The organism is Pseudodesulfovibrio indicus (genome assembly GCF_001563225.1).
Taxonomy (GTDB): Bacteria; Desulfobacterota; Desulfovibrionia; order Desulfovibrionales; family Desulfovibrionaceae; genus Pseudodesulfovibrio; species Pseudodesulfovibrio indicus.
This window is the reverse complement of the sequence record NZ_CP014206.1, coordinates 1,842,200-1,866,294: the sequence shown is the minus strand read 5'-3', so window position 1 is coordinate 1,866,294 and position 24,095 is coordinate 1,842,200. Positions and strand designations below refer to the sequence as shown.

General features: G+C 65.6%; 23 protein-coding genes and 1 pseudogene. 13 read left to right on the top strand and 11 right to left on the bottom strand.

All coding sequences use genetic code 11. The annotated features are described in order from the left end of the window. The first annotated feature begins 38 nt into the window (after positions 1–38). The 4 genes from AWY79_RS08335 to AWY79_RS08320 all read left to right on the top strand — a co-directional run bounded on the left by AWY79_RS08335 (position 39) and on the right by AWY79_RS08320 (position 3,010). Entirely contained in the window at positions 39–449 is a 411-nt protein-coding gene (locus AWY79_RS08335) for a PaaI family thioesterase (protein ID WP_066802426.1), read from the top strand. 1 nt (position 450) lies between these two features. Beyond that, positions 451–864: a Holliday junction resolvase RuvX gene (gene ruvX / locus AWY79_RS08330; RefSeq protein ID WP_066802424.1), complete on the top strand. Its 414-nt coding sequence runs from the start codon at positions 451–453 to the stop codon at positions 862–864. Further along, on the top strand, positions 840–1,904 hold the full coding sequence (mltG, locus tag AWY79_RS08325; protein ID WP_066802422.1) for an endolytic transglycosylase MltG: 1,065 nt from the start codon (positions 840–842) through the stop codon (positions 1,902–1,904). Before ruvX ends, mltG begins: the two co-directional genes overlap by 25 nt. A gap of 77 nt (positions 1,905–1,981) precedes the next feature. After that, positions 1,982–3,010 carry a Ppx/GppA phosphatase family protein gene (locus AWY79_RS08320; RefSeq protein ID WP_133987091.1) on the top strand — a complete coding sequence of 343 codons (1,029 nt, stop codon included), beginning with the start codon at positions 1,982–1,984 and terminating at the stop codon, positions 3,008–3,010. 4 nt (positions 3,011–3,014) lie between these two features. Here the strand turns inward: AWY79_RS08320 and lepB are convergent, their stop codons facing one another. From lepB to AWY79_RS08290, 6 genes are all read right to left on the bottom strand, one after another. Next, entirely contained in the window at positions 3,015–3,848 is an 834-nt protein-coding gene (gene lepB / locus AWY79_RS08315) for a signal peptidase I (RefSeq protein WP_066802418.1), read from the bottom strand. After that, complete coding sequence (locus AWY79_RS08310; protein ID WP_066802416.1) at positions 3,848–4,969, bottom strand: threonine synthase; 1,122 nt, start codon at positions 4,967–4,969, stop codon at positions 3,848–3,850. The genes lepB and AWY79_RS08310 overlap by 1 nt, the downstream gene beginning before the upstream one ends. Further along, complete coding sequence (locus AWY79_RS08305) at positions 4,966–5,370, bottom strand: RidA family protein (protein ID WP_066802414.1); 405 nt, start codon at positions 5,368–5,370, stop codon at positions 4,966–4,968. Before AWY79_RS08305 ends, AWY79_RS08310 begins: the two co-directional genes overlap by 4 nt. Positions 5,371–5,437: 67 nt before the next feature. Further along, on the bottom strand, positions 5,438–6,457 hold the full coding sequence (locus tag AWY79_RS08300) for a glycosyltransferase family 2 protein (RefSeq protein ID WP_078063711.1): 1,020 nt from the start codon (positions 6,455–6,457) through the stop codon (positions 5,438–5,440). A 3-nt stretch (positions 6,458–6,460) separates the two neighbouring features. Further along, positions 6,461–7,378 (bottom strand): PP-loop family protein, encoded by a 918-nt coding sequence (locus tag AWY79_RS08295; RefSeq protein ID WP_066802412.1) that lies wholly within the window; start codon positions 7,376–7,378, stop codon positions 6,461–6,463. 11 nt (positions 7,379–7,389) lie between these two features. Beyond that, the gene (locus AWY79_RS08290) at positions 7,390–7,587 is read right to left on the bottom strand and encodes a hypothetical protein (protein ID WP_066802407.1); all 198 of its coding nucleotides are present in this window, start codon (positions 7,585–7,587) and stop codon (positions 7,390–7,392) included. Positions 7,588–7,805: 218 nt separating this feature from the next. Here AWY79_RS08290 and AWY79_RS08285 point away from each other — a divergent pair, with 218 nt between their 5' ends. The 6 genes from AWY79_RS08285 to AWY79_RS08260 all read left to right on the top strand — a co-directional run bounded on the left by AWY79_RS08285 (position 7,806) and on the right by AWY79_RS08260 (position 12,800). Next, positions 7,806–8,177, top strand: coding sequence for a response regulator (locus AWY79_RS08285; RefSeq protein WP_066802405.1), 372 nt, complete (start codon positions 7,806–7,808; stop codon positions 8,175–8,177). 175 nt (positions 8,178–8,352) lie between these two features. Continuing rightward, positions 8,353–9,321 carry an HD-GYP domain-containing protein gene (locus AWY79_RS08280; protein WP_066802403.1) on the top strand — a complete coding sequence of 323 codons (969 nt, stop codon included), beginning with the start codon at positions 8,353–8,355 and terminating at the stop codon, positions 9,319–9,321. Positions 9,322–9,394: 73 nt separating this feature from the next. Continuing rightward, positions 9,395–10,036: a site-2 protease family protein gene (locus AWY79_RS08275; protein WP_066802401.1), complete on the top strand. Its 642-nt coding sequence runs from the start codon at positions 9,395–9,397 to the stop codon at positions 10,034–10,036. A gap of 24 nt (positions 10,037–10,060) precedes the next feature. Then, positions 10,061–11,050: a tryptophan--tRNA ligase gene (gene trpS, locus AWY79_RS08270; RefSeq protein WP_066802400.1), complete on the top strand. Its 990-nt coding sequence runs from the start codon at positions 10,061–10,063 to the stop codon at positions 11,048–11,050. Positions 11,051–11,119: 69 nt separating this feature from the next. Continuing rightward, positions 11,120–11,548, top strand: coding sequence for an FKBP-type peptidyl-prolyl cis-trans isomerase (locus AWY79_RS08265; RefSeq protein WP_066802398.1), 429 nt, complete (start codon positions 11,120–11,122; stop codon positions 11,546–11,548). Between the two features lie 79 nt (positions 11,549–11,627). Further along, the gene (locus tag AWY79_RS08260) at positions 11,628–12,800 is read left to right on the top strand and encodes a pyridoxal phosphate-dependent aminotransferase (protein WP_066802396.1); all 1,173 of its coding nucleotides are present in this window, start codon (positions 11,628–11,630) and stop codon (positions 12,798–12,800) included. Positions 12,801–13,083: 283 nt separating this feature from the next. Here the strand turns inward: AWY79_RS08260 and AWY79_RS08255 are convergent, their stop codons facing one another. After that, positions 13,084–13,698, bottom strand: a complete 615-nt coding sequence (locus tag AWY79_RS08255; RefSeq protein WP_133987089.1) for a hypothetical protein — start codon at positions 13,696–13,698, stop codon at positions 13,084–13,086. Between the two features lie 155 nt (positions 13,699–13,853). On the opposite strand from AWY79_RS08255, the gene AWY79_RS08250 reads away from it, so the two are divergent. From AWY79_RS08250 to AWY79_RS08240, 3 genes are all read left to right on the top strand, one after another. Beyond that, positions 13,854–14,150: a late competence development ComFB family protein gene (locus tag AWY79_RS08250; protein WP_066802392.1), complete on the top strand. Its 297-nt coding sequence runs from the start codon at positions 13,854–13,856 to the stop codon at positions 14,148–14,150. 148 nt (positions 14,151–14,298) lie between these two features. Further along, the gene (locus tag AWY79_RS08245; RefSeq protein WP_066802386.1) at positions 14,299–15,219 is read left to right on the top strand and encodes a hypothetical protein; all 921 of its coding nucleotides are present in this window, start codon (positions 14,299–14,301) and stop codon (positions 15,217–15,219) included. A 315-nt stretch (positions 15,220–15,534) separates the two neighbouring features. After that, the gene (locus tag AWY79_RS08240) at positions 15,535–18,708 is read left to right on the top strand and encodes an autotransporter outer membrane beta-barrel domain-containing protein (protein ID WP_233491047.1); all 3,174 of its coding nucleotides are present in this window, start codon (positions 15,535–15,537) and stop codon (positions 18,706–18,708) included. A 126-nt stretch (positions 18,709–18,834) separates the two neighbouring features. Here AWY79_RS08240 and AWY79_RS08235 read toward each other — a convergent pair. The 4 genes and pseudogenes from AWY79_RS08235 to AWY79_RS08220 form a co-directional block, all read right to left on the bottom strand. Beyond that, positions 18,835–21,995 (bottom strand): annotated as a pseudogene (locus AWY79_RS08235) (efflux RND transporter permease subunit). 9 nt (positions 21,996–22,004) lie between these two features. After that, the gene (locus AWY79_RS08230; RefSeq protein WP_066802382.1) at positions 22,005–23,066 is read right to left on the bottom strand and encodes an efflux RND transporter periplasmic adaptor subunit; all 1,062 of its coding nucleotides are present in this window, start codon (positions 23,064–23,066) and stop codon (positions 22,005–22,007) included. Continuing rightward, positions 23,066–23,575, bottom strand: coding sequence for a hypothetical protein (locus AWY79_RS08225; protein ID WP_066802380.1), 510 nt, complete (start codon positions 23,573–23,575; stop codon positions 23,066–23,068). The genes AWY79_RS08230 and AWY79_RS08225 overlap by 1 nt, the downstream gene beginning before the upstream one ends. Beyond that, positions 23,572–24,045, bottom strand: a complete 474-nt coding sequence (locus AWY79_RS08220) for a MarR family winged helix-turn-helix transcriptional regulator (RefSeq protein WP_066802378.1) — start codon at positions 24,043–24,045, stop codon at positions 23,572–23,574. Before AWY79_RS08220 ends, AWY79_RS08225 begins: the two co-directional genes overlap by 4 nt. Positions 24,046–24,095: the final 50 nt, after the last annotated feature.

Below are 24,095 nucleotides of genomic sequence, written 5' to 3'. Positions count from 1 at the left end.
CGATGCACCCTGAACCCGAAGCAACGACGGAGGCGACAATGGACTGCGACGGCGTGAAAGCCCTGCTCAACGAGCGCAACGGTTTCGGCGCATTCACCGGGGTCGAGATCACCGACGTCTCGCCCGGCGCGGCTTCCTGCCGCCTGGATATCCGCCCGGAACACATGAACCCCTTCGGCACGGTCAACGCGGCGGCGGTCTACACCCTGGCCGAGACGGCCTTCGGCGCGGCGGCCAACTCCTACGGCCGGGCGGCCCTGGCCGTGAACCTGTCCATCGCCTACCTGAAGCCCGCCAAGGGGCCGCGCCTGATCGCCCACGCCGAGGAACTGTCCGCCGGAGGCCGCATGGCCACCTACTCGGTCAAGGTCCTCGACGCCGAGGGCGTGCTGGTGGCCGACGTGCAGGCCATGGGCTACCGCACCAAGACCGCCCTGGAGGACCTCTAGGGTGCGCGCCCTGGGCATCGATTTCGGGCTCAAACGCGTGGGCCTGGCCGTGTGCGACCCCACCGGGACCCTGGTCTCGCCCCTGCGCACCCTGACGCGGTCCACCCGCCAGGCGCTCTTTGACGAACTCCTCAAAATCATTCAGGATGAATCCATCGAAGCGGTGGTGGTCGGCCTGCCCCTGGCCCTGTCGGGCGAGGAGACCCTGACCACCCGCCAGGCGCGCAATTTCGCCGAGAGCCTTGGCCGCCGCACGGAACTGCCCGTCCACCTTATGGACGAGCGGCTGACCTCGGCCCAGGCCGAAGAGGAACTCAACGCCGCAGGTTTGCGCGGCAAGAAACGAAAGGCCGCCCTGGACAGCCAGGCAGCGACCGTCATCCTTCGCTCATGGCTCGACTCCGCTATTTCCTGATCGCCGTTTTCCTGCTGGCCGTCCTGGCCGGGCTCGTCGCGGGCGGCTACGCCTGGTACAAGACGTGGCAGGAGGAGCAGTTCCTGGCCACCGCCCCGGAGACGCCGGGCCGGGAGGTCCTGTTCCGGGTGGAGCCCGGGCAGCTGTTCACCACCATCGCCGCCAACCTCAAGAACGAGGGGTTGATCACTAACACCCACTTCTTCGCCCGGTTGGCCGTTCGCCGGGGCAAGGGCTCGTCCGCCCGGGCCGGAGTCTTCCGGCTGTCCACGGGCTGGGTCCCGGAGCGGATTCTGGAGGAGCTGACCTCCTCCGCCGGGGTCATGCACCGGGTTTCGGTGCGCGAGGGGCTGACCTGGTGGCAGACCGCACGGGTCCTGGAGGAGGCGGGCATGGGCGACGCCGACGGCTTCGCCGAGGCCGTTGCCGACCCCAAGCTGCTGGCCGCCTACGGGATCACGGCCAGGGACGCCGAAGGATACCTGTTCCCGGAGACCTACCTGCTCACCCCGCCCAAGGAGAATCCGGCCCGGCTCATGGCCGAGGTCATGCTCAAGGAGTTCTTCCGCAACGCCCGAAAGGTCTGGCCCGGCGGGCTGCCGGACTTCGAGGAGATGCAGCGCACGGTCATCCTGGCCTCGCTCATCGAAAAGGAGACCGGCGACACCAGCGAACGGGCTCGCATCTCCGGGGTCTTCCACAACCGGCTCCGGCGCGGCATGCTCATCCAGTGCGACCCGACCATCATCTACGGGCTGGGGCCGGATTTCGACGGCAACCTCAGGAAGAGCGACCTCACGAACCGGGAAAACCCCTACAACACTTACGTCCACCGGGGCCTGCCCCCCGGCCCCATCTGTTCGCCGGGGCTGGACTCCCTGCTGGCCGCCGTACACCCGGAACAGCACGCCTACCTCTACTTCGTGGCCAGGGGCGACGGCTCCCACCATTTCAGCCGGACGCTGGAGGAGCACAACCAGGCTGTCCGGAAGTTCCAGCTCGATCGGAACCGGAAAACATACCGGTCCACCAAGGACTGACCCCTGGTACCCGTTGCACTTCGCGCGATTTTTCTTTAGCTTACAGACATAATTCGACGGGACGAGCCGGGAGGAAGATGTACCTTACACTGAAAGCCGCATTTTTGGCGGGAGCGCTGTTCTGCATCTGCCTTGCCGCTCCGGCGCGCGCCCAGGACGCCACCGTGGTCCGCAGGGCCGCGTTCGACATCGGCTCCGCCGCCATCAAATGCATCATCGCGGACGTGGACATCCCCACCGGCCGCATCGTCAAGCTCGTCGAGACCCTGTCCGAAAAGGTGGATTTCGCCGAGGACCTGGCCCGCTCCTATGACGCCAACCTGAGCAAGGACGTCATGGACCAGGGCATTGCCATCCTGGAAAAACTCAAGCGCACCGCGGTGGAGAAGAACGCCCTGGAATACTCCGCCGTGGGCGGCCGGCTGTTCCAGGAGGCCCAGAACGGGCGCGCCTATTTCGTGCGCATCCGCAAGGAGACCGGCATCCCGGCCCGGGTCATCTCCGAGCAGCAGGCCGCCATGCTCAGCTACCACGCTGTGCGCCAGGAGCTGGGCGACAAGGCCCCGCCGTTCCTGGTCTGGGACATCGGCGGCAACTCCATGCAGATGACCCTGCGCAAGGACGACGGCGACCTGATCTTCTACATCGATCCCATGGCCTCCATCCCGTTCAAGAACGTGGTCATCGAGACCTTCCAGAAAAAATCCATCACCACGACCACCAGCCCCAACCCGGTCAGCCCGGCCGAGGTGGAACAGTCCCTGGCCTTCATCCGCTCCCATGCGGCCATGACCGTGCCGCTGGTCATCTCGGGACGCATCTGCGCCCAGGACATGGTGGTGGCGGGCATCGGCGGCGTGCATTTCTATTCCGTGCCCGAAGTGCTCGGCCTGCACAAGAAGACCTACACCCGCCAGGAAGTGGCCGAAGCCCTGGCCAAGTGGACCGGCAAGCCGGACAAGGCCTTTGACAGCGAATACGCCGACACCCGGCTGACCAACCTCATCCTGGTCCTGGGCTACATGGACGCCCTGGGCATCAAGGAAGTGCGCCCCCTGAAGATCAATCAGGCGGACGGGCTGTTCGCGGCCCGCGAGTTCTGGTAACCCGTCAGCGCAGGTCCGTTCCGAATCGATCCAGCCAGTCCGGCGCGTCCAGGTCGCCGGGGAAGTACACGTATCCCGCGCGTCCGGTGATCCGTTCCCTGGGGACCGGGCCGAGCCAGCGCGAGTCGTAGCTGTCCTCGCGGTTGTCGCCCATGACGAAGAACTCGTCCGCGCCAAGGACCACCGGCGCCAGATTGTCCCGCTCCGGGAACAGGCCCCCCTTGGTGTGTTGCGCATAGGGCTCTATCAGCGCGCGGCCGTCGACCAGCACCTGACGGTCCCGGATCTCCACGGTCTCCCCGGGCAGCCCCACGATCCGCTTGACGAAATCCCTGCCCTGCGTCTCGGGCAGGGTGAAGATCACGATCTCGCCCCTTGAGAGCCGGTCCTCCGGCTCCAGGACCTCGGCCATGAACCGGTCGCCCACCCGGATGGACGGGACCATGGACGCGGACGGCACGGTATAGGCGATGAAGAAATATTCCTGCACCATCCACTTGAAGACCGAGCCGGCCCCCAGGCTGACCAGCAGGCACAGCCCGTAGACCCACCAGTGGTTCCACGGTCCGGGCGTGAAGTCGCGCAGCCGCCGGGCCGTGACGAACGCCTCCCCGGCCACGAACAGGTTGTAGCCCGCCAGGATGGACACGCACAGGAGCATGGCCGCGAAATCGGCCCAGTACAGGACCATGAACATGCCCAGCCCGACCTCGGTCAGGAAGAGCCAGACGCCCTTTCGCCACTGGCCGTTGTAGACCTGGCCCAGCCCCACCGCGACCAGGGACAGGAGCAGCGCCAGCCAGGGCTTGCGCGGCTTGGTTTCATGCAGTCCGGTCATCACACCCCTCCGGCCAGCTTGTGCAGTTTGTCCCCGACCTTCAGCCCGTGGCCGGTGAACACGGTCACCACCACCTCGTCCGCGTCCGCGGTGCGCACGTACTCCGCCGCCCCGGCCACCACCGCCGCCGAGGTCGGCTCGATGCAGAACCCCTTGCGCCCCATGTCCCGGAAGGCGGCCAGGACCGCCTCCTCGGACACGGCCAGGCAGGTGCCGCCGGTCTCGCGCACGGCCTCAAGCATCTGCTCCCCGCGCATGGGCAGGCCGATGGCGATGCCCTCGGCCAGGGTCGGCGCGGTCGCCACCTGCGACACCTCCCGCGCCCCGGCCTCGAAGGCCGCGCACAGGGGCGCGCAGTTGGCGCTCTGGACCGCCACCAACTTCGGCATGCGGTCGATGAGCCCCAGGCCCAGCAGCTCGGTAAAACCGATGTGCGCGCCGAGCAGCAGGGTGCCGTTCCCGGCGGGCAGGACCACGGCGTCCGGCGCCTTCCAGCCGAGCTGTTCGGCCACTTCGTAGGCGAAGGTCTTGGTGCCGTGGAAGAAATACGGATTGTAGACGTGGCTTGCGTAATAGCAGTCCGAGGCCGCCGCCATGCACGCCGAGGCCGTGTCCTCGCGGGAGCCGGGCACGGGGACCAGGTCCGCGCCGTACAGCTCGATCTGGCCGAGCTTGCCCGGCGAGTTGTCGGCTGGCACGAAGATGCGGCAACGGATGCCCGCCTTGGCCGCAAAGGCCGAGACCGCGCACCCCGCGTTGCCCGAGGAGTCCTCGACCACGCGGTCCACGCCGATGTGGGCGGCCATGGCCATCATCACCGCCGCGCCCCGGTCCTTGTACGAGCCGGTGGGGAAGAGCTGCTCCTGCTTGACCAGCACCTCGCGGCCGCCGATTTCCACCGGGAGCATGGGGGTGAACCCCTCGCCCAGGGTCAACTCCGCGCCGTCGGGCACGGGCAGCGCCTCGCGGTAGCGCCACAGGGTGGCGGGCCGCCCGGCGAGCCGGTCCGGGTCCAAGTGCGGGGTGAAGTCCAGGTCCAGCAGTCCGCCGCAGTCGCACCGCCAGCGGGGAACATTCACGTCGAAATCGAGTCCGCAGTCGCGGCAGACGAAACGGGTCATGCGCCCTCCCCGGTTTCGGCCCCGGGTCCCAGGGCCGCCACGCAGTCGATCTCCACCAGGAACCCGTGATGCAGGGGGCCGGTGGGGACCACGGCGCGGGCGGGTTTGTGGTCGCCGAAGAACTCGGCGTAGACCGCGTTGACCCGCCCCCACAGCTCGATATCCGCCACATAGCAGGTGCACTTGAGCACCAGGTCGCGGCCCGATCCGGCTTCCTTGAGCACGGCCTCGACGTTTGCAAGGGCCAGCCGCGTCTGCTCCTCCACGGAGCCGAGCCGCTTCTCGCCGCTGACCGGGTCCACGGCGAGCATGCCGGAGACGTGGACCAGACCGCCGTGCACGATACCTTGTGAATAATGGCCCGCCGGGGCCGGACAATGGGGGGTGGAAACGTATTGCATTCATGCTCCTTGGGCTATGGAGCGAGAGTGCCAGATTCCGGCGGGGAAGGCCAGAAGCGGAAGCGGGCTAGGCGGCGGGAATGTAGTCGCGCCCCAGGACGAAGCCGCGCCCTTCCAGGAACTCGGCGATCTCGGCGCGGGCCCCCCGGCTGGCCACGTAGGGCAGGCAGAACCCCTCGCCGGGCGCGGGCACGTCGTTGCGGTCCAGGACCGGCACGCCGTTGACCGTGTTGCCGATCTTTTTCGGGTCCACGTCGTAGTAGGCCGCAAACTCGATGCCGTGGTCCAGGAGCAGGTCCGCGCGCTTGCGGGTGGTCCGCCCGGAGCCGAGGATGTGGACCGCGGGATGGTGCGGGTTGTTGCGGGAGAGCCAGCGGGCCAGGTAGTCGGTCTTGACCCGGTAGAAGGCGTCCACGTCGTAGCGCGCATGGGTCCGGGACAGGCGGTCGGGCGGATCGTTCCAGATCAGCAGTTCCTCGTCCGCCTTGGCCATGGGGACCCCGGCCTCCTGCCAACGCAGGAGCAGTTCGTAGTCCTCGGGGAAATCGCCGCGCACATAGCCGCCGTAGGTCTCCAGGGCGGTGCGCCGGAACATGATGGACGGGTTGGGCACCGGGAACTCCACGAACCGGTTCAGCCGGATGGCCTCCGGGGTCAGCAGGGTGTTGGTCCAGTCCACGTACAGGGCGTAGCCCCGGCTGCGCCTGCGGTCGCCGCCGAAACGCACCCGGCAGCCGACCAGCCCGAGGTCCGGGCAGTCGTCCAGCAGCCGGGCCTGGGCCGCCAGCCGGTCGGGCAGGCAGACGTCGTCCGCGTCCATGCGCGCCACGTATTCGCCCCGCGCCGCCTGAATGGCCGCGTTGGCCGCGCGGATGACCCCGCCGTGCTCAATCTGGAGGAAACGGACGCGGGAATCCCGGCGCGCGTATTCGGCCAGGATTCCCGCTGTATCGTCGTCGCTGCCGTCGTCCACGGCCACCACCTCGAACTCCGCGTTCCGCTGGGCCAGGAGCGAATCGAGCGCCCGGCCCACCGTCTCCCCGCAGTTGTAGCAGGGCATGGTCACGGAGATTCTCGGCGTGGCCACGGGTTACTCCGCCTGCTCCCGGCTCTGGCGCACGGCCTCGCGGATGCGGCAGACCGAGCAGGTCCCGGCGCTGGTGGGCGAGCCGCACTCGGCACACGGCGCGAGCTGCGCCCCGGTCTCCTTTTCGAGCTGGGCGAAGGCGGGTTTGCCATTCTTCAGGAAGGCCTGGTAGAACTGGAGCTTCTGGCCGGGGGAGCGGTGTTCCAGCTCGCCCCACAGCTCCTTGTGGGCCGTGAAGCTCGCCCCGCCGGAATAGGGGCAGGGATCGGAGTGGATCTCGATCCCCTTGAGGAAGGCGTAGTTGGCGGTCTCGTACTCGCTCAGCCGGAAGAGCGGCTTGACCTTGCGCACGAACCCGTCGGACGCGGGCAGGACCGGCCCCTGGTCGGACAGGTAGGCGGTATCCCACCGCAGGGTGTTGGCGAACAGCCGGGCCACCTCGTCGTCGAGGTTGTGGCCGGTGGCCAGGACGTCGAACCCCTCCTCCACCGCGATGCGGTTGAAGTGGTGGCGCTTGAGCTTGCCGCACACGGCGCAGACCGGGCGTTTGACGTGGGCCTTCACGTCCGGGATGGGCAGCCCCCAGGCCGCCATCTCGAAGACGCGCAGGGCCAGGCCGTGCAGCGCGCAGAAGTCCTCGACCTTCTTCCTCGCCTTGTCCGACGAGTTCGGGATGCCGAGGTCGATGTGCAGGCCGGTGACGTCGTAGCCCAGCAGGTGCAGTTCGAGCATCAGGCTCAGGGAATCCTTGCCCCCGGACAGGGCCACGAGGATGCGGTCGTCAAAGGTGAACATCTTCTGGCGGCGGATGGCCGTCTCCACCTGGCGGGTGAAGAACAGCGGATAGCACTCCGCGCAGAATCCGGAATGGTGGCTCGGCAGGGAGACGTGGGCCGTCTTGCGGCATCTGGTGCACTTCATGACTTCCCCCCCTAGCCTGCCGAGGTTACTTTGCGGACCAGCAGTTCGTCGTTGTTGGCGAGCTTGCGGTCCGGGGTGAGCAGTTCATCGCCGCGCGCGACGATGACCATGGTGGGACGGAGCTGCAGGCGGTTGAGTACAGCCAGCACCGTGCGCGTGTCCGCGAGCTCGATGCGCTTTCCGTCCGGTTCGAGATTAACCGTTATCATATGAGAGTCTCCTTCGCCGCAGGCCATTTTGACGGCCAACGGCTGGCGGACAGTACGCAGGATGGGCGCGGAGTTCAACCCTCGCCCGGAGGCCCCGTCCGCCGGGCGCTGCGCCCGGGCCGATGTTAGAATTCAATTAAAACCGCAAACCACGGTTGACCCTAAAGTGAAATATCGCCTATGTTGGAACCGAGGGCTATTTCCCAAGGAGGAAAACCATGAGCCAACCGAAAATCCTTGTTGTAGACGACGAAAAGCACATCCGCATGCTCTATCGGGAGGAGCTCGAGGCCGACGACTACACCGTGGTCACCTCGGACGGCGAGGAGGACATCCTCGAAGTCCTGGCGCGCGAGACCCCGACCATAGTCATTCTGGACATCAAACTGGGCGTGAACCGCTCCGGCCTGGACCTGCTCCAGGAGATTCGGACCAAGGACCAGCGCATTCCCGTCATCCTCTCCACGGCGTACGACTCTTTCCAGCACGACCTGAAATCCATCGCGGCCGACTACTACGTGGTCAAGTCCGTGGACCTCACCGAGCTGAAGGACAAGGTCAGGATGGCCCTGAACAAGGCTGGCGCCTAGCCCGCGGGCGCGGCAATGTCGATCGGACGCCTCTCCGTTCCTGCGGGGAGGCGTTTCCGTTTCGAGGGAGGACCGACGGGCGGCTAACCGTATTGACAGGGAACCGCTTTCATGGATAGCTCAATGCTCCCCGCAACAACAGGCAACCCAGACAGCGGCGCACACGGAAGGTCCCATGGCCCAACTGACCAAAGCAGAATATTTTCCCATCTCCCCGTTGATCCTGCGGCCCGACTTCAAGGTGCCCTTCGACATCTTCCTGCGCCACGAGAACAACTACGTCCTGTTCAACGCCCTGGGGCGGACCCTGACCAAGGCCAAGCGCAACGAACTGGCCGTGGCGGGCATCGTGACCATCTACATCGACAAGCGCGCCCTCAAGCTCTACCACAACTACATCCAGTCCAACCTGCTTGACCTGCTGGAAGACGAAACCGTGGCCATCCACGAGCGCGCCCAGGCCTGGACCAACACCGCCGCAGCCCTGGCCAAGGAACTGTTCGAGTCCAACCTGCCCGGCCCGGCCTTCAAGCAGCGGTACGGCCGGTTCGAGGAGATGGTCCGCACCAGCGCCTCCTTCATCAAGTCGCCCAATCCGCTCAAGCACCTGGCCCGATTCATCGGCAAGGGGTACGATATCTACCACCACGGCATCAGCACCATGGTCTACACCGTGAACCTGCTGCAGGAGTACAGGCTGCCCGAAGCGGACCTCCTGGCCGCGGGCATGGGCGCGCTGCTCCACGACATCGGCAAGGTCAACATGAGCGACGAGGTCATCAACACCGACCCGGCGGACATGTCCCCGGAGCTGTTCGCCACCTACGCCATGCACCCCATGATCGCGGTGCGCGTCTGCTCCAATTTCGACCTGCCCATCGTGGCCACCAACTGCATCCTCTTCCACCACGAGCGGATGGACGGCAAAGGATTCCCCACCCAGGCCACGGGCGAGGAGATCCCCCTGCCAACGCGCGTCGTGGCCCTGTGCAACCGCTACGACAACATGACCCGGAACCTGCCCTACAGCAGGGCCATGCGCCCCTACGACGCGCTCAAGGCGCTGACCGACGACAAGGGGCTGGTGGAGCCGGACATGCTCAAGCGGTTCATCAAGCTCCTCTCCAAGGCGGAGATCGTGTAAAAAACCCGCGCCGGGCGCGCGCCGGGGCTGAAACATGTTGCCGCGCCACCCCCTTGCATGGTAGCCGCTCGTCATGTTCGACATTACCGCACAGGACATTCAGCTGTATCTGATCATGGCCCCCGGCCTGCTCGTGGCCCTGGTCTTTCACGAGGTGGCCCACGGCTTCGTGGCCTATCTGCTCGGCGACCCCACGGCCAAATCCGCGGGACGGCTGACGCTGAACCCGCTCAAGCACCTGGACCCCATCGGCACCCTGGCCTTCTTCTTCGTCCAGTTCGGCTGGGCCAGGCCGGTGCCGGTCAACGCCCGTTATTTCAAGAACCCGCGCAAGGGGATGATGTACACCGCCATGGCCGGGCCGGGGGTGAACTTCGCCCTGGCCGCGCTGTTCGCCCTGGCCTTTCACGTCATGGTCGCCTTCGGGGTGGGCGGACAGAACCCGCTCTACGCCATGGCCTACTACGCCGTGTTCGTGAACCTCATCCTCGGCGCGTTCAACCTGCTGCCCATTCCGCCCCTGGACGGAAGCAACGTAGTGGCGTACTTTCTCCCTCCGCAGGCCGCCTACAAGTTCATGTCCCTGAGCCGATACGGCTTCATCATCCTCATAGGCATCATCCTGCTCGGACGGTTCACCGGCTTCAGCCTGGTCGGCCGGATCATCCTGCCCTTCGTGCGAGGCTTCGCCTCCGTGCTGGGCGTGCCCCTGTAACCATTTAAGCTACCCCACTTCACCATGAGCGAAAAACAACGAATCCTCTCCGGCATGCGGCCCACCGGCCCCCTCCACCTCGGTCACTACTTCGGCGTCATCGACAACTGGCTCAAGCTCCAGGAGGAATACGACTGTTTCTTCTTCGTGGCCGACTGGCACGCCCTGACCAGCGAATACGCCGACCCGACCCGCATCAAGGGATTCGTCCCCGGCCTGGTCAAGGACTGGGTGGCCGCCGGGCTCGACCCGGAGAAGTGCGCCATCTTCCAGCAGTCCCAGATCAAGGAACACGCCGAGCTGAACCTGATCCTGTCCATGTACACCCCGCTGGGCTGGCTCGAACGCTGCCCGACCTACAAGGACCAGAAGGAACAGCTGGCCCAGAAGGACCTGAACACCCACGGCTTCCTGGGCTACCCGGTGCTCATGTCCGTGGACATTCTCATGTACAAGCCCTTGGCCGTGCCCGTAGGCAAGGACCAGCTGCCGCACCTGGAGCTGACCCGCGAGATCGCGCGCCGCTTCAACCACCTGAACAACACCGACCTGTTCCCGGAACCGGCGGACATGCTCACCGAAGAGCCGGTCCTGCCCGGCCTGGACGGACGCAAGATGTCCAAGTCCTACGGCAACTCCATCATGCTCTCCGAGCCGCTGGACGAGATCATGCCCAAGGTGCGCGGCATGAAGACCGACGAGAACCGGCTGCGCAAGTCCGATCCGGGCGACCCGGACGTCTGCAACCTCTTTCCCTACCACCGGCTCATGACCGACCCGGCCCGGCTCCCCGAGATCATCAAGGGGTGCAAGGACGCGTCCTGGGGCTGCGTGGACTGCAAGAAGCTGCTGATGGAATCCCTGGAGCGGTTCCTCACCCCCCTGCAAGAGCGCCGCGCCGCCTGCACCGACGAGCGGGTCCGGGAGATCCTGGAGGCGGGCAACGCCAAGGCCCGCTTCTACGCCGAAAAGACCATGGACGAGGTCCGCAAGGTCCTCAACTTCGACTTCTAGCCCAAAAAACGCTATACGAGGTCGAATAGCCCGGAACGAACCGGGCGGACAAACTCTCGAGGAGATTCTATGACTGCGAAACAAGGCAGCACCGTCAAGGTCCACTACAACGGCACCCTCAAGGACGACGGCAGCCAGTTCGACTCCAGCGAAGGCCGCGAGCCCCTGGAGTTCACCCTGGGCGAAGGCATGGTCATCGCCGGGTTCGAAAAGGCCGTCATCGGCAAGTCCGCGGGCGACACCGTGACCGTGGAAATCCCGCCCGAGGAAGGGTACGGCGGACTGAGCGAAGAGCTGGTCTTCCAGGTGCGCCGCGAACAACTCCCGCCCACCGTGGAGCTGGAGGAAGGGATCATGCTGGAAATCCGCACCGAAGACGGCGAGCCCGCCTACGTGCGCGTCACCGAGTTCGACGACGAGCTGGTCACCCTGGACGGCAACCATCCCCTGGCCGGACAGACCCTGGTGTTTGATATCGAGGTCGTGGAAGTATCCTAGATCATTGATTCCTGATTAATTTTCCCCGCCCCTTGCGCATCGGCGAGGGGCGGGGATTTCCTTATCCGAGAGACCCGTCATGAGCATTTCCGACAGGTGCTGCAACATCACCCCGTTCCTGGTCATGGAGATCAACGAGAAGGCCGAGGCCATGGAACGCGAAGGGTGCTCCGTCATCCGCATGTGCGTGGGCGAACCGGACTTCGACACGCCCGCCTGCGTCAACCGGGCCGCCTGCCGCGCCCTGGACGAGGGCAAGACCCACTACACCCACTCCCTCGGCATCCGCGAGCTGCGCGAGGCCATCTGCGAGGACTACGCCGAGCGATACGGGGTGACCGTGGACCCGGACAACGTGGCCGTCACCCAGGGCACCAGCCCGGCCATGCTCGTGCTCTTCTCCACCATCCTGGAAACCGGCGACAAGGTCATCACCTCGGACCCCTGCTACGCCTGCTACGACAATTTCATCACCTTCGCGGGCGGCGAACCGGTCAAGGTCCCGGTCAGCGAGGACGACGCCTTCCAGTACCGCGTCTCGGCCATCCGCAAGGCCCTGGCCGAAAACGACCGCATCAAGGCGATTCTCATCAACTCGCCCGCCAACCCCACCGGCACCCTGCTCTCGGAGGAGCGCCTCAAGGCCATCGCCGAGATCGCCGAGGAGCACGGCCTGTGGGTGGTTTCCGACGAAATCTACCACGGTCTGGTCTACGAGGGTAAGGAACACTCCATCCTCGAATACACCGACCGCGCCTTCGTGTTCAACGGGTTCTCCAAGCTCTACGCCATGACCGGCTGGCGGCTCGGCTACGTCATCGCCCCGCCCCACTTCATGCGCACCCTCCGGAACCTCTGCCAGAACTTCTTCATCTCGGCCAACACCATGGCCCAGTGGGCCGGGCTGGCCGCCCTCAAGGAAGCCGGACCGGACGTCGAACGGATGAAGGCCACCTACAACAAGCGGCGCGTCTACATTCTCTCCCGCCTCAAGGGCATGGGGTTGACCGTCAAGCACGAACCCACCGGCGCGTTCTACGTCCTGGTCAACATGCGGCGCTTCGCCCAACGGTTCGACGGCTCGTCCCTGGACCTGGCCTACGACATCCTCGAAAAAGCCCACATCGCCGTCACCCCCGGCATCGACTTCGGCCAGGGCGCCGAAGGCTACATCCGCTTCTCCTACGCCACCTCCATGGACAACATCGAGGAAGGCATGAACCGCCTCGAACGGTACCTGAAAGAATTTTAGGCCTCCGGCGGCCAGGGGGGAAACTTTTGAAAAAGTTTCCCCCCTGGACCCCCCTTCCAAACTTTTTGTGTGCCCTCGGCAAGTCCGCAAGGCAGCCATAAGACGTGCCTTTTTTCCCATTCAAAGAAGCACGGCCTCCCTTCACGCACGCCCTTCGCGAAGCGACCCAAAGAGTTTGGGAGGGATGAGGGGATGGGGGTCCGGGGGAAGGGGAGAAGGGAACCCTGTGCAAAGGGTTCCCTTCTCCCCTTCCCACAGCCGCCGGAGGCATCTTCTCCTCCTCCTAAACCCTGATGTCGAGGCCCTTGTAAGGGGTGTTGCCTGCGCCGACCACGGTGCCGGTGGTGGAGAAGAGTTGCGAGGAGTCCATATTGGTGGTGTACCACCAGGCCATGGCCTCGGTGGTCAGGGGCCGTTCCATGTCGCTGTTGGACAGCCGGTTGCGGGCGGTGGCGGCGAGCTTGCCGTACTGGAGGGTCTTGCCCAGTTCGCGGGCGCGGTCCGGGTTGGCGGCGAAGTAGGCGTTGATCATCTCGCTGTCCGGGTGCGAGCCGGTGACGGTTGCGGCTCCGGCCGGGTCGTGGAGCAGTCGGAAGGGGATTGTTGTGTCCACGCCGAGGGTGGCGAGTTCGCTTTTAACCTCGCCGTTCCAGTCGGTGAGCAGGGCGGCGTGATGATTTTCGACGTCCACGAAGGAGAGGCGGTCCTCCCCGGGGGGCACGGCTTCGGCGAGCAGATCGCGAAGATAGCCGCGCAGCACGGAGCCGGATTGGGGCTGATCGGTGCGGCGGGATTTTGACTCTTCGGGCGCAAGGGAAAACTCGGCGTCCGAGGAGGTTCGTTTCGGGCGCTTGTAGGTATAACCTTGTAGAGTCTGTTCAATAGGTTGCGTGGCCATGGACCATACTCCGGGCTCTGTCAGCAACGTAAAACCGCACACGTTTCCCCGATATTTCGAGCATAAAACGTACCAGTCGATTGCCAAGGCGCACGGAACAGGGTTATGCTATGGTAACTCCTGGTAAACCCGTCAGCCGTCGAGGGAGGCCCGAAATGCTCAAGCAGCCATTGAAGATCAAGGGTGTGGACGTATCCAAGATAAGAAACCGCAACGAGTCGCGCGCAGCGGATCTGATCCCCCAGATTCTGGATGAATATTACGAGGATTACATTTTCGAGGACCTGGACATCCAGGACATCTATGCCCTGACCCTGAACATGATCCCGGCGGGGTATGCCCAACCCGGCTCCATTGTCCTGTCCAACAGGCTGTCCGACTACGAGATCAGGTCCCAGATCCGCAACGCGGTGGAGCGCGTCCTGGACAACCCCACCCGCGCGGGCGATTAGATTCGGATTACACGAGAAGAACGGCCCGTCATGCCCGGCATGGCGGGCCGTTTCCTTGTGGTCCGGCGATATCGATCCCCTTGCCTTTTCCTTGAGGCATATTCCCGCACCTATTGAATTTCCTCTTTTCCTGTCGTAGGTTGCATGCATGACCGGGACAGGAAAAACGGGCAGGCCGTACCTTCGGCGCAACACGGTCGCGGGCAGGAACCTGCGCACCGCGTTGAAGCTCCTGGGCAAAACGTGGCGCAAGGACGTGCACAACCCCAACCACGTCCGCAACTGGGTCGCCTGGACCGACTGCGGCCTGCCCAGCAGCCCGACGACCATCGACTGCGACATGCGCGAGGGCGTGCCCGAACAGCGTATCGCGGCCTACGCCCTGTGCCTGGGCCTGACCCCCGAGACCCTGTGCTCCCCCGAGGCCGACACGGTCGGACTGCTGGGCGCGCCTGCGGCCTCCAGCTCCTTGCCGTTCATGGTTCCCGGCTACGCGGACCGGTATGCCGACCGCGTGCAGGAATACAACCGGCCCTCGTACATCCGCGAGCTGTTCGCGCTCATGGGCGGCGTGTACCACATGGACTGCCTGCTCGCGGGCGTGGAGCTCATCCACCGCTGCACCCTCTGGGTCCACGGAGTCCAGGCCAACTGTCTGCTCATGCGCGGCCAATTCGTCATGTTCGGCGACGAGAATTCCTTGGAAGCCCGGATATTCCGCTGGCACAACAACCTCCACACCCACTACCTCTGCGAAAACGGCCTGGAACTGGGCTACACCATGACCGTGGACCCGCTCAGGCTCAACATCGTTCACAGGCGCAACCCCTTCTGGCTGGGGGGCACGGGCATGACCGACCGGGGTTTGGCGGACAACCAACCCGTCACCTTCGTCTTCCGCATGCAGAAGCTCCCCATGCCCGAATCCGTGAGCCAGGAGCAACTCTGGCTCCGGCACTGCGACAAGATGCGCAAGCGCCCTTTCCTGGCCCCGGGCGAACCCGGCTACGAACGCTCCCGGACCGGGATACTGGCTCCCGAAGACCCGGCCGGGAACCGGTCGGCCTGATACCGGGCCGCTTTTTCCGCCCTCTTGCCACCCGCCGGACACCCTTTCACCCATCCCTCTCCATGCGGCTATTTTTCTGGCGCAAAATTGGGTTCAAACTAGGTTCAAAAACCCGAATAATAGATATTTCATCAACCATGTTGCGCGGTTGTTCTGCCGTGGTATGGAGTTCACACTCACACCCGCGAAAACCGTCCGCCAGGGCGGTCGACAGACAACGGAAGCAGAGGCTGGGCAATGCGCGACATCATACGGACACGGGGCAAGGCGAGAGGACGGAGCGGCATCAATTCGAAGCGGCAACTGTTGGCCGCCGTGATTCTGGCGACATTTCTGGTCGCGGCATTGCCTGGTTCGGCGCGGGCCTTCACCCATATGGTGACCAACACCTTTGACTCGGGGGTCGGGTCCCTGCGCCAAGCCATCAGCGACGCGACGGACGGAGACACCATCCAGTTCGTGGACGGCCTGACCGGGACCATCACCCTGGCCTCGGCCCTGCCGAACCTGAACTCCGTCACTTTCGTGAACGGAACGGACATTCAACTGACCCGTACCGACGGAACCAGCCAGGCCAGCGCGCTCCTGATCGCAGACGGCAAGACCGTGACCGGCGACCTCCCGGCCTCCATGACGGCCACGGCCACAGGTATCAATCGCGCCTACAGCATATACTCAGACGGGGACATGACGGTATCTACCCTCTCCGGCTCGGTTTCGGCCGCGGCGGACTTGTCCAGCGCCATCGGTCTCCGCGCTTTAGGTGGCATAACGCTGGACGACCTGTCCGGAACGGTCTCGGCCACGACGAATGGAGGTCAGGCCTTCGGCCTCTACAGCACGGATTCCATGACGCTGGGCGACCTGTTCGGAACGGTTTCCGCCGATTCCGGGGCCGATGGAGCCTACGGGCTGCTCAGTTTCAGCGACATGGCACTGACCTCGCTGTCCGGCTCGGTCTCGGCCTCGACTGCCGCCGTTGACGCCGAGGCGCTTTACGCCTCCCGGAACCTGACCGTGGGCACCCTCTCCGGGTCGGTCTCGGCCACGGCCGGTACAAACTCCGCCAGGGGGCTCTGCGGCATCCAAACCCTGACCGTGGACACCCTCTCCGGCTCGGTTTCGGCGACGGCGGGCGGGAACACCGCCTTTGGCCTCTCCAGCAGCGGCATCATGACGTTGACCGACCTGTCCGGCTCGGTCTCGGCCTCGGCGGGCGGCGACATGGCCTACGGGCTCTACGGCCTCACCATGAACCTGGGCACCCTGTCCGGCTCGGTCTCGGCCTCCGCGGGCGGCGACATGGCCTACGGGGTCACCGGCAACGGCACCATGACGTTGACCGACCTGTCCGGTTCGGTCTCAGCCACGGCGGGCGACGACATGGCCTACGGGCTCTACGGCCCCACCATGAACCTTGGCACCCTGTCCGGTTCGGTCTCGGCCACGGCGGGCGACGATATAGCCTACGGGCTCTACGGCCTCACCATGAACCTTGGCACCCTGTCCGGCTCGGTCTCGGCCTCGGCGGACGGCAACACCGCCTGGGGGCTCTTCGCCACCGACATTTTCATGGATGTTTTGTCCGGCTCGGTCTCGGCCACGGCGGATGGGGCCGGCGCCCTCGGCGTCAGCGCCCTGAACTCGCTGGACGACGGCGCAGGCGGGGCCATGCGGATCAGCGGCACGGTCTCCGCACGGGCGAACGGCCTGGCGATCGCCGTCAGCTCGGGCCAGGGCATGAACCTGGCCGTCACCGGGACCCTCACGGCGGAGGACACCTCGGGCGCGGGCAACGCCTACGCCATCGCCTCCGGCACCTCCTCCGGCGGCGGCAACTGGACCCCGGGCGGCAACTACGACGACACCGTGACCCTGGGCAGCGGGGCCTCCATCACCGGCGACATCGACCTGGGCGGCGGCACCAATCTGCTGAACCTGGCGGGCGCGGGCACGATGCTCGGCAACATCAACAACATCTCAACCCTGACCAAGTCCGGTTCCGGGACCTGGTCCACCTCGGGCGAAATCAACACAGGCGACCTGGACGTGGACGGCGGCACCCTGTTGGTCAACGTCTCCCAGACCGCCGCCCCGACCGTGAACGCCAGCGGCACGGTGACCAACAACGGCGAGATACGCTTCAGGCTGGATCCGGGCGTCGACACGACCACCCCCTTCACCGTCCTCTCCGCCGCTTCCCTGGCGGGCGCGGGGGACTACACCACGGGCAGCCTGCTCCTCGCCGCCTTGGTTCAGGGCTCGGACGTGAAATTGACCCGGCAGAACTTCTCGTCGCTCCTCGCGGGGTCGGGGCACAACGTTGGGCAGCTGGCCGCCGCCCTGGACGCCAACAAGGCCACGGCGAGCGGCCCCCTGGCCGACCTGATCGACGACCTGGAGCACAGCGCCTCGGTGACCGAACTCAGCGCATCCGCGAACCAGATCGCCTCCCCGCTCCTGTTCCAGGGGGTGCGCATCAGTCTCGGGACGATCCGGACGCAGGCCCTGGCCACCCGGTTGCGCATCGCCGAGGTGCGCGCCGACCAGATCCGGCTGGCCCAGGAGGCCGCCCCGTCTGCGGACGATCCCGACTCCTGGCCCCAAGTCGCCTCCCTGGGCGACCTGTCCGGCCTGCTGAACCGCTCGCCCGAGCAGGCCCCCAACGGGGTCCACCTGCGTGCCCTGGGCCGCAACGGGTCCATGGACACCCACGACGGCCAGACCGGCTACGACTTCGACACCTTTCTCCTCTCCGGCGGCTACGACCGGATGGTCGGCGACGACCTGCTGTTCGGGCTCACCGCGGGCTACGCCGTGACCGGGGCGGACTACGACGACCCGGGCGGCAGCACCTCCCGCCTGGACAGCTATACCCTGGGGCTCTACGGCTCCTGGTTCCGGGACGGCTGGTACGTGGACGGGCTCCTGTCCGGCACCTACAACGACTACGACCTGACGCGCGAACTGCCCGCCCTGGGCCGCACCGCCAAGTCCGATCCCGAGGGGTACGCCCTGTCCGCCAAGACCGAGGCGGGCTACCGCTACGAGCTGGGCAGCTGGGGGCTGGTCCCCATGGCGTCCCTGGAGTACATCCGCTTCCACCAGGACGCCTACACCGAGTCCGGCGCGGGCGCTGCCGACCTCTCCATCGGCAAGACGAACTCCAACTTCCTGGAGAGCGGCCTGGGCGGCTCCGTGGACTACACCTGGGAAACGCCTTACGGCATGCTGATTCCCGAGCTCTCCGCCGAGTGGCTGCACGAATGGCTGACCCAGAGCAGCGACCTGGCCTATTCCCTGACCGGAATGCCCGCAACCAAGCTCTCCCAGTCCGTGGCCCAGCCCGACAAAGACACCCTGCGCCTGGGCGCGGGCGTGCGCTATCTCATGGACAACGGCCTGGCTCTGGGTGCCCGGTACCAGGGCGAGCTGGAAGAGCACGCCCGGAGCCACAGCGTCATGCTCGAAGGCTGGTACGTGTTCTAGGGATGCTCCGAGCCGGTCCCGGTCGGAACAAGAAGATCGCCGACATGGTTCAACCGTGTCGGCGATCTTGTTTTGCAAGGCTCTCGTCCGGGACGAGCCGCAAGGACGCGGACGGCCGCTTCCGGCCTACTCCAAACTCTCGCCCCGGCCCTCCATGGGGATGAAGAACATCAGCAGGGCCGGGATGACGAACACGGTGAAGACCGTGGACAGGGCCAGGCCGCCCAGGACCACCGAGCCGAGGCCGCGGTACAGTTCCGAGCCGGGGCCGGGGGCCACGGCCAGGGGCAGCATGCCGAAGACCGAGGTGGTGGCGGACATGTAGATGGGCCTGAGCCGGGTGCGCGTGGCGTCGAGCACCGCCTCTTTGTATTCCATGCCCCGTTCCCGGACGTTGCCAAGGGACTGGTGCACGATGAGGATGGCGTTGTTCACGACCACGCCGATGAGGATGACGAACCCGAGCATGGTCAGGATGTCCAGGGCCTGCGGCGCGATGAGCAGGTTCTCCAGCCGAAGGCCGAGGAACCCGCCCGCGCCCGCCAGCGGCACGGTGAACATGATGATCAGCGGGTAGACGAAGTTCTCGAACAGCGCGGACATCAGCAGGTAGGTGATGATCAGCGCGAGGACGAAGTTCCACTGCAGGGCGTCGCGGGTCACGGACAGCTTGTCCGCCGCGCCCGACAGCCGCACGGTCACGCCCTGCATCAGCCCGGTCTGCTGCACCTGGGGGATGAGCTGCTGCTCGATGGTCTCCATGGCGGATTGCAGGGGCATGTCCACGGGCGGGGTCACCTGGAGGGTGATGGTCCGCTTGCGCTCAAGGTGGCGAATCTGGGTCACGCCGTAGGTGTTCTCCATCTCGGCCAGGGAGGACAGCGGCACGGCCCATCCCTTGGGGGTGGCCACGAGCTGGGAGTAAAGCTCCTCGGGGTGGCCACGTCCTCGCTGGAGGCCTTGAGCACCAGGTCGATCTTCTTTTTGCCCTCTTCCTTGAAGTCGCCCACCTTGCGGCCGTCGAGGATGACGTCCAGGGCGGTACCCAGGTCGTTTGAGGTCAGGCCCACGGCCTTGACCCGGTCGCGCATGGGGTGGAAGCGCACCTCGGGATAGAGCAGCTCCAGGGACGGGATGGGACGGATCTGCGCGCCGTGGATGGTCTGCATGGTCATGCCGAACATGGTCCCGGCCACGGCCACCAGCTGGTTCAGGTCGTTGCCGGAGAAATCCACGTTGATGACCCGGCCCTCGCCCAGCCCCTGCTCGAAGATGGAGGCCTGGAGCGAGACGCCGAACATGCCCGGAATCGAGTTCATGACGCGCATGAACAGCGGGATGAGCGGCGCGGAGTTCTGCTCCTGGGTGGAGATGGCCCCGAACAGGTTGATGGTCGGCGCGGACACGTAGAAGAGGTTTTCGATGCCGGGAGCGCCGTCCACTTCCTTGCGGAAACGCGGCCTCACCTGGTCGAAGACGTATTTGCCGATGTCGTCCCGCTCCTCGAAGGAGAGGCCCGGCGGCGGAATGAGAATGTTCAGGATCAGGTTGCGGTTGCCCTGGGGCAGGTATTCCATCTTGGGGAACATGGTCACGACCAGGAGCACGGACAGGGCGGTCAGGCCGAAGACCGTGATCAGCCGGGTACGCCAGTTGTCGATGGCCCAGGAGAGCAGCGCGGTGATGAGGTCGGCCAGCTTGCCGCCCACGACGTTGAGGGGCTTGAGCACCCGCTTGGCGATGGACAGCCCGGCCGGGGTCCTCGGCCCGGAGTCCGCCTTGCGCGCCTTCTTTCGCTCCGCAATGGAGTAGAACTGGTTGGCCAGCATGGGGATGACCAGGACCGAGACCAGCATGGACAGGGCGATGGCGCAGGTCACGGCGATGGAGATGTCCTTGAACAGCTGCCCGGCCTCCTGCTCCATGAAGACCACGGGCAGGAACACGGCCACGGTGGTCAGGGTGGAGGCCAGGACCGCGCCCCACACCTCCTTGGCCCCGTCGTAGGCGGCCTCGAACGGCTTCTTGCCCATGTGCCGGTGGCGGTCCACGTTCTCCAGGACCACGATGGCGTTGTCCACGAGCATGCCCACGGCGAACGAGATGCCCGCCATGGAGACGATGTTCAGGGACCGGCCCGCGGCCGCGAACATGATGAACGCGCCGACGATGGACACCGGAATGGACACGGCCACGATGATGGTCGAGCTGAAGGATTGCAGGAAGACGAACAGGACCACGATGGCCAGGACGGAGCCGATGAGGATGTTCTGCTTGACCAGGTCGATGGCGCCGTTGATGTACGGGCGCTGGTCGTAGACCCAGTTGAAGCGCACGCCCTCCTCGGCCAGCGGCCCGGCGTTGAGCTCCTCGATGACCTGATACACGGCGTCGGTCATGCTCAGGACGTTGGTCCCGGGCTCCGGGCGCACGCCCACGACCATGCCGGTCTCGCCGTTGTAGCGCATGGCCACGGTGGGCTTCTCGTTGCCGCGCTCGACCGTGGCCACGTCGCCCAGGGTGACGCGGAACTGGCCCGACGAGGAGATGACCACGGACTCGATGTCCTCGGGCGTCTTGAACTCGGCCGGGGTGCGGATGCGGTAGTCGCGCCGCCCCACGCCCAGGGTGCCCGCGGAGATGGAGACGTTCTCGCTCTTGAGCACGTCGATGAGTTCGGTGGCGGTCAGGTTGTACGAGGCGAGCTTCACGGGATCGACGATGATGTCCATCTCGTCCTCGCGGCCGCCGCCGATGAACAGCTCGGCCACGCCCTCCACGCGCTCGATGTACTGCCTGATCTCGTTCTCGAAAAAGGTCTGGTAGGTGGTCACGTCCCGGTCGTTGCCCGGCAGATTCTCCAGGACCAGCCAGATGACCGGCGAGGTGGAGGCACCCGTGGCCGAGATGATCGGCCGGTCCACGTCGTCGGGGTAGCTCGGCACCTCGTCAAGCTTGTTGGAGACGCGCAGAAGCGCCTCGTCGATCTCGGTGCCGATCTCGAATTTCAGGGTCAGCTCGGACCGGGCGTTGTAGTTGGAGCTCTCCATCTGGATCAGGCCGGGGATGCCCTTGAGCACCTTTTCCTGCTCCTCGACCACGTCGCGCTCCATCTCGTACGGGGTCGCGCCGGTCCAGGTGGTGGTCACGGTGATGACCGGCTCGGTCACGTTGGGCGAGAGCTGGTACGGCAGGCTGAGCAGCGCCACCGCGCCGAACATGACCACGAGGATCACGCCGACCAGGACGGCGACGGGCTTGCGTATGGCGGTTCCGACGATATCCACGGAAGCCTCCTACTGCTGCATGGGCTGCGCGGCCACGGGCTGCTGGGGCTGGAGCCGCTCGTTGCCCTTGACCACCACGTCCATGCCCTCCTCGAGGGTCTTGGACTTCACGCCCGCCTCCATGCCGCGATAGCCCACCACGTAGACGGGCATGGGCACGGCCTTGCCGTCCACCACGGCCCAGACGACCATCTGGCCGCGCGCGGAGATGACCGCGTCGCGGGGCACGATGAGGGTCTTGCCGCCCAGCCCCTTGGGCAGGACCACGCGGGCCTCCATGCCCTCGGCCAGGAAGCCGTCGTTGTGGACCCGGATCTTGACAGGGAAGGTGCGGGTGGCCACGTCGCCCTTGGGGATGGCCGCGAAGACCTTGCCCGGGATTTCCCGCCCGGCCACATCGACGGTCACTTCCAGGCCGGGCTTGACCACGCCGAAGGCCTCGCGCGGGGCGTTGACCACAACGTCGAATTCCTCGTCGCGGGCCATGACCGTGACCACCGAGCCCACCGAGACCCAGTCGCCCCGGTAGACCTTGCGCTCCAGGACCACGCCGTCGTAGGGCGCGCGGATGACCTTCTTCTCGCGCTCGATCTGGAGCCGGTTGAGGATGGCGCGGGCCGCGATCATCTTCTTCTCGGCGGACAGGGCGGCCAGCCGCTTGGAGTCGTATTCGCCCTCGGCCACGGTGCGGCTCTGAAAGAGCTTGGTGGTCCGCTCGTTGTCGCGCTTGGCCAGCTCGAAGTCGGCCTGGGCCTGGTCCATGAGGGCGCGGGCGTTGGCGATGCTGCGGTCCAGGATGTCGGCGGACAGGGAGACCAGCGGGTCGCCCTTCTTCACGCGCTGGCCCTCTTCCACGTCCAGGGACAGGACCTTGCCCTCGACCTCGGCGGCCACGTTGGAGATTTCGGTGAAGTAGACCGTGCCGATGAACTCGGTCTGGGGGGCCATGTCGCCGCTGGTCACCTTGCCGGTGACCACGGGAGACGGCGGGCGCTCGCCCTGCTGGGCTTGGACGGGCGCGGCCACCAGAACCGCGAAGCAGACAGTCAACAGGGAAAGCAGTTTCTTCATCAAGTACTCTTCCTTAAATTTTTCCATGGCTTGAAGATGGAAACAAAGACCGTGGCCAGCAGGACCGCAACCTGCACGCAACCCCAGGCGAAGTTCATATCCTGGTTGTAGAGATAGGAGACGTTGGTCACCGCGTCCATGCCGAGCTGCCCCGAAATGGTCATCATCGTCCGCTCCCACGGCCCAAGGCCGAGCGTCCCGAAGACGATGGCCGAGAGCGTCACCGCCCATTTGAATAGCACCCAACCGTGTTTGACGAAACCCCATCCCGTCAGCAGCGAGTAGGCCAGGCCGGTGAGCAGGCAGCCGAACGCCCCCGGCACCACGACCACCCACCGGTCCACATGGTGGGCCGCCTGGTTGATCCCGTAGAGCACGCCGCCGTCGGTCACGCCCGGTTTGAGAAAATAGAGCACCAACAGGGAAATGCCGCCGCCGATCCAGCTTGCCACGGCCACGAGGTGCAACCCCTTCAGCCATTTCTGCCCGGCGGCTCCCAGCCGGATCATGACGGCTCCTCCTTGAGCCCGCAGCAGGCCCCCAGGTGCGGCTCGATGATCTGCCACAGGACCCGCTTGCAGACCTCGAACTCGTCCGGGTCCACGTGCTTGACCAGCTCGCGCCGCCCTTCGAGGACGATGTCGAAGGTGAAGTCCACCAGCTCGCGGCCCGATTCGGTGATGTAGATGTACTTCACCCGGCGGTCCTCGCCGCTCGACTCCCGGCGGATCAGGCCGTGTCTCTCCAGCGCCGCCACCAGGCGGCTGACGCCGGTCTTCTCCTGGGAGAGCACCTCGCAGAGCTTCCCCTGCGTCAGGCCGTCCATCTTGTATGCGGGCAACAGGGCGCGCCACTGTTCCACGGTGATCCTGACCCCGGCCTCGGCGAAGCGGGCGGCCAGATCGTTCGCGAACACGCGCGCAACCTTCCAGGCGAGGAAGCCTATGGACTCCCTCGGATTCATGCGATCAAATTTCATGGCGAAAGTTGTATCTGCAACAAACCTATGCGTCAACCCATTTCGGTGGC